Here is a 16,050-nt window from a genome sequence, read left to right on the forward strand (position 1 = left end):
ACCACCGACTGAACCCAAGATGTCGTACGACGACGTCGGAGTCGCACCGACTCGACGGACCGGGCCCGCACCCGCCCCGCGTCCGCGCCCGCGCCCGGGCGCCTCTAGAAGGTGAAGACCTGCGGCAGCAGCGGGTCGATGCCGACGGCGATGAACAGCAGCGTCAGGTACGTGATCGAGCTGTGGAAGACCCGCATCGGCTGCACGTGCTCCACGTGCTGGATCGCCCGCGAGTACAGGCGGTGCGACTCGACGACGAACCAGATGCCCCCCGCCAGCGCGACGACCGTGTAGAGCGGCCCCATGTGCGCGACCGGGATGAGCAGCAGCGAGCAGACCAGCGTCGCCCAGGCGTACAGGACGACCTGCAGCCCGACGACGGTGCGCCCACGGACCACAGCGAGCATCGGGACGTCGGCGCGGTCGTAGTCGTCGCGGTACTTCATCGACAGCGGCCAGTAGTGCGGCGGCGTCCAGAGGAAGATCACCATGAAGAGGATGACCGGCGCCCAGGTCAGCGACCCGGTGACGCCCGCCCAGCCGATGAGCACGGGCATGCAGCCGGCGGAGCCACCCCAGACGATGTTCTGCGGGGTGCGGCGCTTGAGCCACAGCGTGTAGACGAACACGTAGATGAGGATCGCGATGACGCTCAGCGCGGCGGCGAGCCAGTTCACCAGGAAGCCGAGCACCGCGGTCGACAGGACGCCGAGCACCCACGAGAACACCAGGGCCTCGCGGTCGGAGAGCTCACCGGTCACCAACGGGCGGGTGCTCGTCCGCTTCATCAGCCGGTCGATGTCACGGTCGATGTAGCAGTTGAAGGCCGAGGCCGACCCGGCCGACATCGCGCCGCCGAGCATCGTCCAGAACACGAGCCAGAGGTCCGGCACGCCGCGTTCCGCCAGGAACATCGTCGGCGCCGTGGTGACCAGGAGGAGCTCCATGACCCGCGGCTTCGTCAGGGAGACGTACGCACGGACCTTGCGGGACAGCGCCGACCGGGGTCGATCGGTGTCGGGCCGGGTCACGGTGGCAGTCGGCAAGGGAACCTCAGTCTGTTCGCATCAGCTCGCACACTCGGTGGACGACTGCGGCGGCGTCCGGGCATGCGCTGACCCGGAATGTCCACGGGTCTCGAACAGTTTACGTGATCGAAGCGCCGCGAAGGTGCCCCGCTCCTGATCGACACGCCCGGCCCAGCTGGTGCGAGGACGATGCCGAGTGCACAACTCGCGTCACCTGAACCCCTTCTGAGTGCATGGTCACTATGCTGGAGACGCCCTCCCGCAGTGCGTGCCCCGATGACGTCGGCCGCGAAGAGCCGGTCGGTGGCCGCGAGACGGCGACACGACGTAGGCCCCGGGATGGCGATCATGTCCGTGCGATGGCACGAGCCCTCGCACATGTCGCATCAAGAAGGGTCAACATCCAAGTGGCTGAATTCACCTGGGACGCCATCGACCGGAAGGCCGTCGACACGGCCCGCGTACTCGCCGCCGACTCGGTCGAGGCCGCTGGCAACGGTCACCCCGGCACCGCGATGAGCCTCGCACCGCTCGCACACCTGCTCTTCCAGAAGGTGATGCGTCGCGACCCGAGCGACTCCACCTGGATCGGCCGCGACCGCTTCATCCTGTCGGCCGGTCACGCCTCGATCCTGCAGTACGTGCAGTTCTACCTGCACGGCTACGGCCTCGAGCTCGAGGACCTCCAGCAGCTCCGCAAGTGGGGCTCGAAGACCCCGGGTCACCCGGAGTACGGCCACACCGACGGCGTCGAGATCACCACCGGCCCGCTCGGCCAGGGCCTCGCGTCCTCCGTCGGCTTCGGCTACGCGCAGCGCTTCGAGCGCGGCCTGTTCGACCCGGAGGCCGCCGACGGCGAGTCGCCCTTCGACCACTTCACCTACGTGATTGCCGGTGACGGCGACATGCAGGAAGGCGTCACGAACGAGGCCGCCAGCCTCGCCGGCCGCCAGCAGCTCGGTCGCCTGGTCGTCTTCTACGACTCGAACCAGATCTCGATCGAGGACGACACCGACATCGCCTTCTCCGAGGACGTCGCGGCTCGCTACGAGGCGCTCGGCTGGCACGTCCAGCACGTCGACTGGAAGAAGACCGGCGAGTACTCCGAGGACGTCGAGGAGCTCTACCGCGCGGTCGAGGCCGCCAAGGCCGTGACGAACAAGCCGTCGCTCATCGTCCTCAAGACGATCATCGGCTGGCCGTCCCCGACCAAGCAGAACTCCGGCAAGATCCACGGCTCCGCCCTCGGCGCCGAGGAGCTCAAGGGCCTCAAGGAGGTCCTCGGCTTCGACCCCGAGCAGACCTTCCACGTCGACCCCGCGGTGCTCGAGTACACCCGCGGCGCCGTCGCCAAGGGCCAGGCGCAGCACGCCGAGTGGCAGAAGACCTTCGACGCGTGGGCTTCGGCCAACCCGGAGAAGAAGGCGATGCTCGACCGCATCAACTCCGGCGAGCTGCCCGAGGGCCTCGAGGAGGCGCTGCCGGTCTTCCCGACCGAGAAGGCCGTCTCGACCCGCGCCGCGTCCGGCAAGGTCATCAACGCCATCGCGCCGCTCATGCCCGAGTTCTGGGGCGGTTCCGCCGACCTCGCTGAGTCGAACCTGACCACGATCGAGGGCGCGAAGTCGTTCGGTCCGGCCGAGGCCTCGACGAAGACGTGGAGCACCGACCCGTACGGCCGCGTGCTGCACTTCGGCATCCGCGAGCACGCGATGGGCTCGATCCTCAACGGCATCGTCCTGCACGGGAACACCCGCCCCTTCGGCGGCACCTTCCTCATCTTCAGCGACTACATGCGCCCGGCGGTCCGTCTCGCCGCGCTCATGAAGGCGCCGGCGATCTACGTCTGGACGCACGACTCCATCGCCCTCGGCGAGGACGGCCCGACGCACCAGCCGATCGAGCAGATCAGCGCCCTCCGCGCCATCCCGGGTCTGGACATCGTCCGCCCGGCCGACGCGAACGAGGTCGCTTACGCCTGGCTCGAGATGCTCAAGCACAAGGACCGCCCGGCCGGCATCGCGCTGAGCCGTCAGAACCTCCCCGTGTTCGAGCGCGGCGAGGGCGAGGCCTCCGGTGAGGTCTTCGCCTCGGCGAAGAACGTCTCGAAGGGCGCGTACATCCTGGCCGAGGCCCCGAACGGCACCCCGGACGTGATCCTCATCGCGACCGGCTCCGAGGTCCAGATCGCGGTCGACGCCCGCGAGCAGCTCAAGGGCGAGGGCATCAACGCCCGCGTCGTGAGCGCCCCGTCCCTCGAGTGGTTCCGCGCGCAGTCGGAGAACTACCAGGACCAGGTCCTCCCGAAGACCGTCACCGCCCGCGTGTCGGTCGAGGCCGGCATCGCCATGAGCTGGCGCGACATCGTCGGCGACAAGGGCCGCAGCGTCTCGATCGAGCACTTCGGTGCCTCGGCCGACTACCAGACGCTGTTCAAGGAGTTCGGCTTCACGACGGAACACGTCGTGGCCGCCGCGAAGGAATCGCTCGCGGCTTCCTGACCCGCAGGGGCCGGGTCCGGTTCGCCGGATCCGGCCCTTCTTCCGGGAGGCGCGGCTCGGCCCCGCCACGCGCCTCCCGGTCCCCCAGACCCCGACTTCACGGTCCCACCGGACCAGTCGATGAAAGAAGAAGAGAAACACATGGCTGAGAACACCCCCACCGCCGCCCTCTCCGCGGTCGGCGTGAGCATCTGGCTCGACGACCTCTCCCGCGAGCTCCTCGAGACCGGCAAGCTCACCGAGCTCATCGAGCACAAGAACGTCGTCGGCGTCACCACCAACCCGACGATCTTCGCCTCGGCCCTCGCCAAGGGCGAGCGCTACGACGCGCAGGTCAAGGAACTGGCCGCGGCCGGCACCGACGTGACCAACGCGATCTTCGAGATCACCACGCAGGACGTCGCGAACGCGTCCGACGTCTTCAAGCCGATCTACGACGAGACCAAGGGCTTCGACGGCCGTGTCTCGATCGAGGTCGAGCCGGGCCTCGCCCACGACACCGCGAAGACCATCGAGCAGGCGAAGTTCCTGTTCGACAAGGTCGGCCGCGAGAACGTCCTCATCAAGATCCCCGCGACGATCGAGGGCCTCGAGGCGATCACCGAGGTCATCGGCGCCGGCATCTCGGTGAACGTCACCCTGATCTTCTCGCTCGAGCGCTACCGCGCCGTCATCGACGCCTACCTCGGTGGGCTCGAGAAGGCCAAGGCCGCCGGCCACGACCTCTCGAAGATCCACTCGGTCGCCTCGTTCTTCGTGTCGCGTGTCGACTCCGAAATCGACAAGCGCCTGGACGCCGTCGGCACCGACGAGGCGAAGGCCCTCAAGTCGAAGGCCGGCATCGCCAACGCGCAGCTCGCCTACCAGGTCTGGACCGAGGCGTTCGCCTCCGAGCGCGCCCTCGGCCTGCTCGAGTCCGGTGCGAACACGCAGCGTCCGCTCTGGGCCTCGACCGGCGTCAAGGACCCGTCGCTCCCCGACACGCTCTACGTGACCGAGCTCGCCGCACCGAACACCGTCAACACCATGCCGGGCAAGACGCTCGACGCCACGTTCGACCACGGTGAGATCCACGGCGACGCCATCGCCGGCACGTTCGACGCCGCGCAGGGCGTGCTCGACCAGCTCGCCGCGCAGGGCATCGACTACGACGACGTCGTGGCGCTGCTCGAGAAGGAGGGCGTGGACAAGTTCAACGTCTCGTGGGGCGAGCTCGTCGACACGGTCAAGGCAGCACTCGAGGGCGCCAAGTAGTGACGGTCTCCATCGCCGCCAGCGGTGACGCGGCGCGGGCCATCGACTCGGTGGTCCCGCGCCTCGTCACCGACCTGGTGGCCTCGGGCATCACCGCCCAGGACCCCGAGCTCTGGGGTCCCGACGCCGAGGCCGAGGCGTCCGAGCGCCTCGGCTGGGTGGAGGCCGTCTCGGTCTCCCGCCCGCTCGTCGACCAGGTGGTCGCCCTGCGCGAGAGCCTGCGTGCCGAGGGGATCGACCACGTCGTCCTCGCTGGCATGGGCGGTTCCTCGCTCGCGCCCGAGGTCATCACCCGGACCTCCGGCGTGCCGCTCACGGTCCTCGACTCGACGAACCCGGCACAGGTCCGCGCCGCCGTCGAGCACGAGCTGGCGCGCACGGTGCTCGTCGTGTCCTCGAAGTCGGGTTCCACCCTCGAGACCGACTCGCAGCGCCGGGTGTACGAGCAGGCCTTCCGCGACGCCGGCATCGACCCGGCGGGCCGCATCGTCGTCGTCACCGACCCGGGCTCCCCGCTCGAGGCCGATGCGACGGCCGCGGGCTACCGCGTCTTCACCGCCGACCCGACCGTCGGCGGCCGCTACTCGGCGCTGACGGCCTTCGGCCTCGTGCCGTCCGGCCTCGCCGGCGCGGACATCGCCGAGCTCCTCGACGAGGCCGACGCCATCTCAGCGCTCCTCTCCGTGGACATCGACGAGAACCCGGGCCTCGTGCTCGGTGCGGTCCTGGGCGGCACCAGTCCGCTGCGCGACAAGATCGGCATCGTCCCCGACGGCACCCACATCGTCGGCTTCGGCGACTGGGTGGAGCAGCTGATCGCGGAGTCCACCGGCAAGAGCGGCCGCGGCCTGCTCCCGGTGGTCCTCGACGTGGACTCCCCCGAGGTCACCGCCGGTCTCCCCGACCTGCAGATCATCCGCCTGGTCGGCTCGCGTGAGGAAGAACGTCACGTCGCCGACGGCGAGGTCGAGATCACCGGCACGCTCGGCGGGCAGCTCCTCGTGTGGGAGTACGCCGTCGCCGTCGCCGGGCGCCTGCTCGGCATCGACCCGTTCGACCAGCCCGACGTCGAGGCCGCCAAGGTCGCGACGCGTGCGCTGCTCGACGACCGCCCCGCGTCGGCGGAGCCGGCGTTCTCCGAGGACGGCATCGCCGTCCGTGCGACGCCCGGACTGGCGGTCGGGACGACGCTCTCGGAAGCCGTGTCGGGCCTCCTGTCCGCACTCGACCCCACGGGGTACGTATCGGTCCAGGCGTACGTGGACCGCACCGCGAACCGCGAGCTCGAAGCGCTGCGCGACGCCCTGGCGGCGCGCACCGGCCGTCCGGTCACCTTCGGCTACGGCCCGCGGTTCCTGCACTCGACCGGCCAGTACCACAAGGGCGGGCCCGCGAACGGCGTGTTCCTGCAGATCGTGGCCGACGAACCCGACGACCTGGCGATCCCGGGCCGTCCGTTCACGTTCGGGCAGCTCATCCAGGCCCAGGCGTCCGGCGACGCGAGTGTCCTCGCGCAGCACGGCCGACCGGTCCTGACCCTCACGACGTCGGACGTCGCCGCTGCCACAGCAGCACTCGCGTCCGCCGTCACCCTCTGACTCTCGAAGGAGTTCACCGACTCATGTCACCGGTGGCAATCACCCCGGAGCACAACCCGCTCCGGCTGCCGACGGATCGTCGACTGAACCGGATCGCGGGACCCAGCACCCTCATCATCTTCGGCGTGACGGGCGACCTGTCCCGCAAGAAGCTGATGCCCGCGGTCTACGACCTGGCGAACCGGGGGCTCCTGCCCCCGGGGTTCGCCCTCGTCGGGTTCGCTCGGCGTGACTGGGAGGACCAAGACTTCTCCCAGCTCGTCCACGACGCCGTCAAGGAGCACTCCCGCACCCCGTTCGACGAGGACGTCTGGCGTCAGCTCGAACAGGGCATCCGCTTCGTCCAGGGTTCGTTCGACGACCCCGAGGCGTTCCGCGAGCTCAAGCGCACCGTCGACGACCTCGACACGGAGCGCGGTACGCTCGGCAACCACGCGTTCTACCTGTCGATCCCGCCGAAGATGTTCCCGGTCGTCACCGAGCAGCTCAAGCTGTCCGGCCTGACCGAGAAGCGCGACGGGTCCTGGAGCCGCGTGGTCGTCGAGAAGCCCTTCGGCTCCGACCTCCGCACCGCGCGCGAGCTCAACGCGATCGTCGAGAGCGTCTTCGCTCCGGACGACGTGTTCCGCATCGACCACTACCTCGGCAAGGAGACCGTCCAGAACCTGCTGACGCTCCGGTTCGCGAACCAGATGTACGAACCCATCTGGAACTCGAACTACGTGGACCACGTGCAGATCACGATGGCCGAGGACATCGGCGTCGCCGGACGCGCCGCGTACTACGACGGCATCGGCGCGGCGCGCGACGTCATCCAGAACCACCTGCTGCAGCTCCTCGCGCTCACCGCGATGGAAGAGCCCGTCTCGTTCAAGGCCGCGGACCTCCGCGCCGAGAAGGAGAAGGTCCTGTCGGCGGTGCGGCTCCCGGCCGACCTCGCGACGTCGACCGCCCGCGGGCAGTACGCCGGCGGCTGGCAGGGCGGCGAGAAGGTGCTCGGCTTCCTCGACGAGGCCGGCATGAACCCGGAGTCCGGTACCGAGACCTACGCGGCGATCAAGCTCGACATCGCGACCCGTCGCTGGCAGGGCGTCCCGTTCTACCTGCGCGCGGGCAAGCGTCTCGGCCGTCGCGTCACCGAGATCGCGATCGTGTTCAAGCGCGTCCCCGAGGACGTCTACGGCAACACGCAGTCGCCCCTCGGTCAGAACGCGCTCGTCATCCGCGTGCAGCCGGACGAGGGCGTCACGCTCCGGTTCGGTTCGAAGGTCCCCGGCGTCGGCACCCAGGTGCGCGACGTGACGATGGACTTCGGCTACGGCCACGCATTCACCGAGGCGTCCCCCGAGGCGTACGAGCGACTCATCCTCGACGTGCTCCTCGGCGACCCGCCCCTGTTCCCCCGGCACCAAGAGGTGGAGCTGTCCTGGAAGATCCTCGACCCGATCGAGGAGTTCTGGGCCACGCAGGGCCAGCCCGAGCAGTACCGTCCCGGCACGTGGGGTCCGGCGTCCGCCGACGCCCTGCTCGCCCGCGACGGCCGGACCTGGAGGCGTCCATGAAGATCGACATGCCGAACACCACGGTCTCGAAGATCCAGAAGAAGCTCGTCCACATCCGCGAGGAGGGCGGCGCCGTCGCCCTCGGTCGCGTCCTGACCCTCATCATCTCGACGGCCCTCGGCCACGAGGAAGAGGCGATCGAGGCCGCGAACGAGGCCTCGCGCGAGCACCCGATGCGCGTGATCATCGTGTCGAAGAACGACGGTGACACGAAGTCGCCGGGTCGCCTGGACGCGCAGATCCGCGTGGGCAGCGACGCGGGTGCGAGCGAGGTCATCGTCCTCCGCGCGTACGGCGAGACCGCGACCGACGAGGAGAGCCTGGTCACGGGCCTCCTGCTGCCGGACGCGCCCGTCGTCGCCTGGTGGCCGCAGACCGCGCCCGAGCAGCCGTCCGCCTCGGCGCTGGGCCGCATCGCGCAGCGCCGCATCACCGACGCGGCCGCGCAGCGCGACCCGAACGGCGCGATCGAGGCCCTCGGTGCCTCGTACGTGCCGGGCGACACCGACTTCGCGTGGACCCGTCTCACCCTGTGGCGGAACCAGCTCGCCGCGGCGCTCGACCAGCCGCCGTACGAGCCGGTCACCGCGGTCGAGGTCTCGGGTGCGTACGACAGCCCGTCGACGATCCTCCTCGCCGCGTGGCTGCAGCTGCAGCTCGAGGTGCCGGTCTCGGTCGTCACGTCGCCTCGCGCGACCGGGTCGAGCGGCATCCACGGCGTGAAGCTCGTGCGCGAGTCCGGCACCATCGAGCTCGAGCGGTCCCTGGTGGACGTCGCGACGCTCTCGATGCCCGGGCAGCCGACGCACGATCTGTCGCTGCCGCGCCGCAACCTGCGCGACTGCCTGGCCGAGGAACTCCGTAGACTCGACCCGGACGTCCTCTTCGGAGACGTCGTCAAGCACGGGGTACCACAGCTGCGCGAGTCGATCGCCGGCTGAACCAGCCCCACACGACCGGCCGGTCCCGCTCGCCCGAGCACCAGGACCGGCCGGTCGGACCGAAGGCGGTCCTCGCACCGATGGGCCGCCACGAACACGGGAGTCACGTGACCAACGAACGGCGGGTGCTGGTGCACCCGGACAAGCAGGCCCTCGGCGCTTCGGTCGCCGCACGCTTCATCACGAAGATCATCGACGTGCTCGACGAGCAGGAGCGCGCGGACATCGCGATCAGCGGTGGCTCGGTGTCGTCGCTCGTCCTCGCCGCGATCGGCCAGTCGCCGGCTCGCGAGAGCGTGGACTGGTCGAAGGTGCACGTGTGGTGGGTCGACGAGCGCTGGGTCCCGGCGGGTGACGCCGACCGCAACATCACCGGCACGCAGACGGACTTCTTCGACCACGTCGACATCCCGGAGTCGAACATCCACCCGATCGCCGCGTCCGACGCCGGCATCAGCATCGACGATGCCGCCGCGCAGTACGAGCGCGAGCTGCAGGACGCCGCCCCCGAGGGCGCCGTCGCACCGCGGTTCGACATCACGCTGCTCGGCGTCGGCCCGGACGGCCACACCGCGTCGCTGTTCCCGGAGTTCCCGCAGCTCGACGTCACCGACCGCGCCGTCCTGTCGGTCGACGACTCCCCCAAGCCGCCGCCGCAGCGCCTGACGGTCACCTTCCCCGTGATCAACGCGTCGCAGCGGGTGTGGGTCATCCTCTCCGGTGCCGAGAAGGCGTCCGTCCTCGGGCTCGCCCTCGCGGGTGCCGCCGTCGACGAGGTCCCGGTCGGAGGCGTCCAGGGGCGCAAGCGCACTGTGTTCTTCGTCGACCAGGACGCCGCTCGTGACGTCCCCGAGAACCTCATCGCGTCGACCTACTAGACGCGACTGCTCTCGGACGGGAGGCGCGGTGCCAGCTGGCACCGCGCCTCCCGTTCGTTCGTCGTCCGGGCGCCCGCTCCCCCCGCTCGCGAGGTCGCGCCTACCGTCGAGATCGCACTTCGGCGGCCACGAACCGCCGTGTCGGCGCACAAAGTGCGATCTCGGCGGAAGGCACGGCGCGCACACGACGAAGGCCCCCGCACCTGACGGTGCGGGGGCCTTCGTGACGTCGAGCGCTACTTCGCGGTACCGCGACGCTGCCGGAGCTGCTGGAGCGCGTCCTCGAGGAGCTGCGCTGCCTCTTCCTCGGTGCGACGCTCCTTCACGTACGCGAGGTGCGTCTTGTAGGGCTCCGTCTTGGAGACCACGGGAGGGTTCTCCTTGTCGCGGCCAGCCGGGAGCCCGGTCGACGGCGAGTCCACCGTCTCCGGGATCTCCTCGTCAGGAAGGCCGGCGGCGAAGTACCGCACGACCTCGTTGCCGAGGGCGTCCCAGTAGGAGATCGCCACCCGCTCGGCCTGGACCCCGCGGTCCTGCTCCCCCATCGGGCCCGCGCCGACGCGCGAGCCCCGGATTGCACTGCCTCCGCTTGCCATGGATCAGCTCCCCGCCGTGAACTTGTTGATGAGACCGAGCACGATGATGGAGACGATCCAGACCAGACCGAGGATCACCGTGATGCGGTTGAGGTTTCGCTCGGCGACGCCGGACGCCCCGAGGTTGCTCGTCACGCCGCCGCCGAACATGTCGGAGAGGCCGCCACCGCGGCCCTTGTGCAGCAGGATGAGGAGCGTGAGCAGGAGGCTCGTGATTGCGAGCAGGACCTGCAGCACGACGGAGAGAATCGCCACGACGTACCTTTCGTGTCAGTCAGCCATCCGAGTATACCGGCCAGGTGGTCGGCCGAGGTTCCACGGGCTGGGCGTGGCACAGGCCGGCCGCACGTGGCGACCGGCCTGTGACCGGTGGATCAGAGTCCGACGTGCTGCCGGAAGCGCGCGATGGCCGCGAACTCCTGCACGTCGAGGGAGGCGCCACCGACGAGCGCGCCGTCGATGTCGGGTTCGCGGAGGAAGCCCGCGATGTTGCCGGACTTCACCGAGCCGCCGTAGAGCACACGGGTCGCCGCAGCGGCCTCGTCGCCCCAGGCCGCAGCGATGCCGCGACGCAGGGCCGCGCATTCGTCCTGGGCCTGCTCGGCGGTTGCGGCCTGGCCGGAGCCGATGGCCCAGACGGGCTCGTACGCGACGACGATCTCGGACGGCTTCACGGCGTCGAGCACGACCTGCAGCTGCTCGACGGGCACGACGCCGGCGCCGCGCTCCTCGCGCTGCGCACCGGTCTCGCCGACGCAGACGACGGGCACGAGGCCGTGCTTGACGGCCGCTGCGGTCTTCGCTGCGACGACCTCGTCGGTCTCCCCGTGCAGCGTGCGCCGCTCGGAGTGGCCGACGATGACGTACTGGGCGTCGAGTGCCGCGAGGAACGCGCCGGAGACGTCACCGGTGTAGGCACCGGAGTCGAACTGCGACAGGTCCTGCGCACCGAAGTGGATCGGCAGCTTGTCGGCCGAGATGAGCGTCTGCACGCTCCGCAGGTCGGTGAAGGGCGGGAACACCGCGACCTCGACGTCGTCGAAGTCGTGGCGGGCGTCCTTCAGGGTCCACGCGAGCTTCTGCACCGTGGCGATGGCCTGGAGGTGGTCCAGGTTCATCTTCCAGTTGCCGGCGATGAGCGGCGTCCGGGTCATGCGGTCCACCCCAGTGCTTCGAGACCGGGCAGCGACTTGCCCTCGAGGAACTCGAGGCTCGCACCGCCACCGGTCGAGATGTGCCCGAACTGGTCGTCCGAGAAGCCGAGCGAGCGCACGGCAGCGGCGGAGTCGCCACCGCCGACGACGCCGAGGCCGTCGACCTCCGTGAGCGCCTGCGCGACGGTCTTCGTACCGGCCGCGAACGCCGGGAACTCGAACACGCCCATCGGGCCGTTCCAGAACACCGTCTTCGATCCCGCGACGGCCGAGGCGAACCGCGCTGCGGTCTCCGGGCCGATGTCGAGGCCGATGCCGTCCGTGCCGAACGACGAGGACTCGATGGCGTCGGCCGCCACCGTCTCGTGGTCGGCATCCGCCGCGAAGGCCGAGGCCACCACGACGTCAGTCGGCAGGTCGATGGTGACGCCGAGCTCCTTCGCCCGCGAGAGGTACTCGCGGACGACATCGAGCTGGTCCGCCTCGAGCAGCGACTTCGCGACCCCGTGGCCCTGGGCCGCGAGGAACGTGAAGAGCATGCCGCCGCCGATGCACAGGGTGTCCACCTTGGGCAGGATGTGGTCGATCACGCCGAGCTTGTCGCTGACCTTCGACCCGCCGAGCACCACCGTGTAGGGGCGCTCCGGGTCCTTCGTCAGTCGCTCGAGCACCCGCAGCTCGGTCTCGATGAGCGAGCCGGCCGCGCTCGGCAGGGCCGACGCGAGCTCGTACACCGAGGCCTGCTTGCGGTGGACGACACCGAAGCCGTCGGACACGAACGCATCCCCGAGGGCGGCGATGCGGTCCGCGAAGGCACCGCGCGTGGCGGCGTCCTTCGAGGTCTCCTCCGGGTTGAACCGGAGGTTCTCGAGCAGCAGGACGTCGCCGTCCTCGAGGGTCTCGGCGGCCGCGGTCGCCTCGTCGCCGACGGTCTCGCCGACGAACGTGACCTCTTTGCCGAGCAGCTCGGAGAGCCGCTGACCCACCGGTGCGAGCGAGAACTCCGGCTTGGGCTCGCCGTCGGGGCGGCCCAGGTGGGAGATCACGATGACGCGTGCGCCGGCGGTGATGAGGGTGTTGAGGGTCGTCAGCGATGCGCGGACGCGGCCGTCGTCGGTGATCGTGCCGTCCTTGAGCGGGACGTTCAGGTCACAACGGACGACGACGCGCTTGCCGGCGAGGTCGCCGAGGTCCTCGAGGGTGCGGAGGGCCATGTGTTAGAGCCGCTCGCCCACGTACTCGGTGAGGTCGACGAGACGGTTCGAGTAGCCCCACTCGTTGTCGTACCACGAGGTGATCTTCACGAGGCCGCCGATGACCTTGGTCAGGCCGGAGTCGTAGATCGAGGAGTGCGGGTCCGTGGTGATGTCGGTCGACACCAGCGGGTCCTCGCTGTAGAGCAGGATGCCCTTGAGCGGACCCTCTGCTGCCTCCTTGTAGGCGGCGTTGATCTCGTCGACGGTGACCTCGGACTTGGTCTCGAGGGTGAGGTCGGTGATCGACCCGGTCGGGACCGGCACGCGGAGCGCGAAGCCGTCGAGCTTGCCGGCGAGCTCCGGGAGGACGAGGCCGATGGCCTTCGCCGCACCGGTGGAGGTCGGGACGATGTTCAGGGCGGCGGCGCGGGCACGACGCGGGTCCTTGTGCGGGCCGTCCTGCAGGTTCTGGTCGGCGGTGTAGGCGTGCACCGTCGTCATGAGGCCACGCTCGATGCCGAACTTGTCGTGGAACACCTTGGCGAGCGGCGCGAGGCTGTTCGTGGTGCAGGACGCGTTCGAGATGATGTGGTGGTTCGCGGGGTCGTACTGGCCCTCGTTCACACCGAGCACGATGGTGACGTCGTCACCCGAGGCCGGGGCGGAGATGATGACCTTCTTGGCGCCGGCGTCGATGTGCTTCTGCGCGTCGGCGGCCTTCGTGAAGAACCCGGTCGACTCGATGACGATGTCGACGCCCAGCTCGCCCCAGGGGAGGTTGGCGGGGTCGCGCTCCGCGAGGACCTTGATCGCCTTGCCGTCGACGACGATGTTGTCGCCGTCGAGCTCGACCGTTGCCGGGAGCTTGCCGGTGATGGAGTCGAACTTCAGCAGGTTCGCGAGCGACGCGTTGTCGGTGAGGTCGTTCACCGCCACGATCTCGAGGTCGCTGCCCTTGGCCAGTGCGGCCCGGAAGAAGTTACGGCCGATGCGGCCGAAGCCGTTGATACCGATCTTGACGGTCAATGGATCTCCTGGTGGGTGTGGAGCGCCCAGGGGGCGCTGCTTTCGGAGGCGCAGGCCCTGCGGACCCACGTGTGGTGGACGATACGCCCCGTAACGTCGCCGTAACGACCCTAGCAGTCGGACCCTGCCAGCCAGTGCGGTGTGACGGTCCGTCCGGACGGTCGTCCGCGACGTCCGGACGGTCGTCCGCGACGTCCGAGCAGACGTCGGTGCGGCTCGTGGACGCCACCGCAGACGGACGGGAGGCGCGGTGCCAGCTGGCACCGCGCCTCCTGTCAGGCAGGTCGGACGACCCGTCTCAGACGCCCTCGAGCTCCTCGGGGACGCTCGCTTCCGTCCCGGGGATGCCGAGGTCGGACGCGCGCTTGTCCGCCATCGCGAGCAGGCGGCGGATGCGTCCGGCGATGGCGTCCTTCGTCATGGGCGGGTCGGCGTGCTGGCCGAGCTCGTCGAGCGACGCGTCGCGGTGCTGCAGACGGAGCGAGCCGGCGTACTGCAGGTGGTCGGGGACCTCGTCGCCGAGGATCTCGAGCGCACGCTCGACCCGGGCGCACGCGGCGACGGCGGCCTGGGCGGAGCGGCGGAGGTTCGCGTCGTCGAAGTTGACCAGGCGGTTGGCGGTGGCACGGACCTCGCGGCGCTGGCGCATCTCCTCCCACTCGGCGGTGGTGCGGGCGGCGCCCATCACGGTGAGCATCTGGCCGATCGCCTCGCCGTCGCGGATGACCACGCGGTGCACGCCGCGGACCTCACGGCCCTTCGCGGCGATGCCGAGACGGGAGGCGGCCCCGACGAGGGCCATGGCGGCCTCGTTGCCGGGGCAGGTCACCTCGAGCGCAGCGGCACGACCGGGGTCGGTCAGGGTGCCGGCGGCGAGGAACGCCCCGCGCCAGATCGCGGCGAGGTCCTCGCGGTTGCCGGTGGTGAGCCGGTTCGGCAGCCCGCGGACCGGACGGCGACGGGCGTCCATCAGGCCGGTCTGCCGGGCGAGGGTCTCCCCCGCTTCGAGCACGCGAACCAGGTACCGGGTGCCACGACGGGCGGACGCGGACGACCCCACCGACGCCTCGCTCCGCACGCCGTACAGCTCGGCGAGGTCCTTCCGCACGCGGTGGACGATGATCCGGGTGTCGAGCTCGACCTCGACGGCGATCCTGCCCGAGATGACGTGCAGGCCGCCCGCGAACCGCAGGATGGTCGCCAGTTCGGCGGCGCGGACCGTGTTGCGGTTCACGACGACCCGGGCCAGTTCGTCCTTGACCTCGGCAGTCAACGGCACAGCATCATTCCTAACGTTTCTTCTGGTGGGGTCCGCGTACCCGGCGCACGTCGTGTGGAGCGGCCGGAGGGACGGTCACTCCCGGCCGAGATCTCGGTTCTTCACACGCACGGCGACGCCTGGCATCCCGCGGAGGATGTTCGCCAACTCGGCGACGATGGCGACCGAGCGGTGCTTGCCGCCGGTACAGCCGATGGCGATCGTAGCGTGTCTTTTGTTCTCGCGCTGGTACCCCTCGAAGACCGGCTCGAGCACGGAGGCGTAGCGGTCGACGAACGGACGGGCTCCCTGCTGGGCGAGCACGTAGTCCGAGACGGGCTTGTCGAGGCCGGTGTGGGGGCGCAGTTCCGGCACCCAGTAAGGGTTCGGCAGGAACCGCACGTCGGCGACCATGTCGGCGTCGGCGGGCAGTCCGTACTTGAAGCCGAAGCTCATCAGCGTCACCTGGACGCCGACGAAGTGGTCGTCGGCGAACCGGTCGGTCACGGCGTTCGCGAGCTGGTGGATGTTCAGGTCCGAGGTGTCGATGACGAGGTCGGACGCCTCGCGCAGCGCGGAGAGCCGGGCGCGCTCACGGGCGATCCCGTCGAGCAGCGTGTCCTCGCCCTGCAGCGGGTGCGGTCGTCGGACCTGCTCGAACCGTCGCACGAGCACTGCGTCGGTGGCTTCGAGGAAGAGCACGCGGACGCGGGCCGAGGTCGTCGACCGGACCTGCTCGACCGCCTGTTCGGGGTTGGTGAAGAACCGGCCACCGCGGACGTCGACCACCGTGGCGATCTTCGGGATCTTCTCGCCCGCACGGTCGGCGAGCTCGGTCAGCGGCGCGAGCATCTGGGTCGGCAGGTTGTCGACCACGTACCAGCCGAGGTCCTCGAGCGCCTTGCCGACGGTTGAACGCCCGGCCCCGGACATGCCGGTGACGATGAGGATGTCGTGCTGCTGCGGCGATCGGGTCGATGCCTGGTCGCTGTCGGTCATAGGTCGCTGTCGGTCATCGGGCGGTGTCGGTCATCTGGGAGTGGGCTCCGTCGTGGCGG

14 protein-coding genes are annotated in these 16,050 nt (G+C 69.9%); 6 read left to right on the plus strand and 8 right to left on the minus strand.

Going from position 1 to position 16,050, the window contains the following annotated elements; genetic code table 11:
* Positions 1 to 104: 104 nt before the first annotated feature.
* Complete coding sequence (locus BIU96_RS05945; RefSeq protein ID WP_071291702.1) at positions 105 to 1,031, minus strand: heme o synthase; 927 nt, start codon at positions 1,029 to 1,031, stop codon at positions 105 to 107.
* Between the two features lie 404 nt (positions 1,032 to 1,435).
* On the opposite strand from BIU96_RS05945, the gene tkt reads away from it, so the two are divergent.
* The 6 genes from tkt to pgl all read left to right on the plus strand — a co-directional run bounded on the left by tkt (position 1,436) and on the right by pgl (position 9,762).
* Entirely contained in the window at positions 1,436 to 3,529 is a 2,094-nt protein-coding gene (tkt, locus tag BIU96_RS05950) for a transketolase (protein WP_071291703.1), read from the plus strand.
* A 141-nt stretch (positions 3,530 to 3,670) separates the two neighbouring features.
* Positions 3,671 to 4,783, plus strand: coding sequence for a transaldolase (tal, locus tag BIU96_RS05955; protein WP_071291704.1), 1,113 nt, complete (start codon positions 3,671 to 3,673; stop codon positions 4,781 to 4,783).
* Entirely contained in the window at positions 4,783 to 6,381 is a 1,599-nt protein-coding gene (locus BIU96_RS05960) for a glucose-6-phosphate isomerase (RefSeq protein ID WP_071291705.1), read from the plus strand. The genes tal and BIU96_RS05960 overlap by 1 nt, the downstream gene beginning before the upstream one ends.
* Positions 6,382 to 6,404: 23 nt before the next feature.
* Positions 6,405 to 7,943, plus strand: a complete 1,539-nt coding sequence (gene zwf, locus BIU96_RS05965) for a glucose-6-phosphate dehydrogenase (protein ID WP_071291706.1) — start codon at positions 6,405 to 6,407, stop codon at positions 7,941 to 7,943.
* On the plus strand, positions 7,940 to 8,884 hold the full coding sequence (locus BIU96_RS05970) for a glucose-6-phosphate dehydrogenase assembly protein OpcA (protein WP_071291707.1): 945 nt from the start codon (positions 7,940 to 7,942) through the stop codon (positions 8,882 to 8,884). Before zwf ends, BIU96_RS05970 begins: the two co-directional genes overlap by 4 nt.
* Before the next feature lie 107 nt (positions 8,885 to 8,991).
* Positions 8,992 to 9,762, plus strand: a complete 771-nt coding sequence (pgl, locus tag BIU96_RS05975) for a 6-phosphogluconolactonase (RefSeq protein WP_071291708.1) — start codon at positions 8,992 to 8,994, stop codon at positions 9,760 to 9,762.
* A 236-nt stretch (positions 9,763 to 9,998) separates the two neighbouring features.
* Here the strand turns inward: pgl and BIU96_RS05980 are convergent, their stop codons facing one another.
* From BIU96_RS05980 to rapZ, 7 genes are all read right to left on the minus strand, one after another.
* Positions 9,999 to 10,358, minus strand: a complete 360-nt coding sequence (locus BIU96_RS05980) for an RNA polymerase-binding protein RbpA (RefSeq protein WP_071291709.1) — start codon at positions 10,356 to 10,358, stop codon at positions 9,999 to 10,001.
* A 3-nt stretch (positions 10,359 to 10,361) separates the two neighbouring features.
* Complete coding sequence (secG, locus tag BIU96_RS05985; protein WP_058727797.1) at positions 10,362 to 10,613, minus strand: preprotein translocase subunit SecG; 252 nt, start codon at positions 10,611 to 10,613, stop codon at positions 10,362 to 10,364.
* Positions 10,614 to 10,732: 119 nt separating this feature from the next.
* Positions 10,733 to 11,512, minus strand: coding sequence for a triose-phosphate isomerase (gene tpiA, locus BIU96_RS05990; RefSeq protein WP_071291840.1), 780 nt, complete (start codon positions 11,510 to 11,512; stop codon positions 10,733 to 10,735).
* The gene (gene pgk, locus BIU96_RS05995; RefSeq protein ID WP_071291710.1) at positions 11,509 to 12,726 is read right to left on the minus strand and encodes a phosphoglycerate kinase; all 1,218 of its coding nucleotides are present in this window, start codon (positions 12,724 to 12,726) and stop codon (positions 11,509 to 11,511) included. The genes tpiA and pgk overlap by 4 nt, the downstream gene beginning before the upstream one ends.
* Before the next feature lie 3 nt (positions 12,727 to 12,729).
* Positions 12,730 to 13,734: a type I glyceraldehyde-3-phosphate dehydrogenase gene (gene gap / locus BIU96_RS06000; protein WP_027465689.1), complete on the minus strand. Its 1,005-nt coding sequence runs from the start codon at positions 13,732 to 13,734 to the stop codon at positions 12,730 to 12,732.
* Between the two features lie 298 nt (positions 13,735 to 14,032).
* The gene (gene whiA, locus BIU96_RS06005; RefSeq protein WP_071291711.1) at positions 14,033 to 15,013 is read right to left on the minus strand and encodes a DNA-binding protein WhiA; all 981 of its coding nucleotides are present in this window, start codon (positions 15,011 to 15,013) and stop codon (positions 14,033 to 14,035) included.
* Positions 15,014 to 15,088: 75 nt separating this feature from the next.
* The gene (rapZ, locus tag BIU96_RS06010) at positions 15,089 to 15,991 is read right to left on the minus strand and encodes an RNase adapter RapZ (RefSeq protein ID WP_071291712.1); all 903 of its coding nucleotides are present in this window, start codon (positions 15,989 to 15,991) and stop codon (positions 15,089 to 15,091) included.
* Positions 15,992 to 16,050 lie beyond the last annotated feature (59 nt).

This window comes from Curtobacterium sp. MCBA15_008 (assembly GCF_001865065.1).
Taxonomy (GTDB): domain Bacteria; phylum Actinomycetota; class Actinomycetes; order Actinomycetales; family Microbacteriaceae; genus Curtobacterium.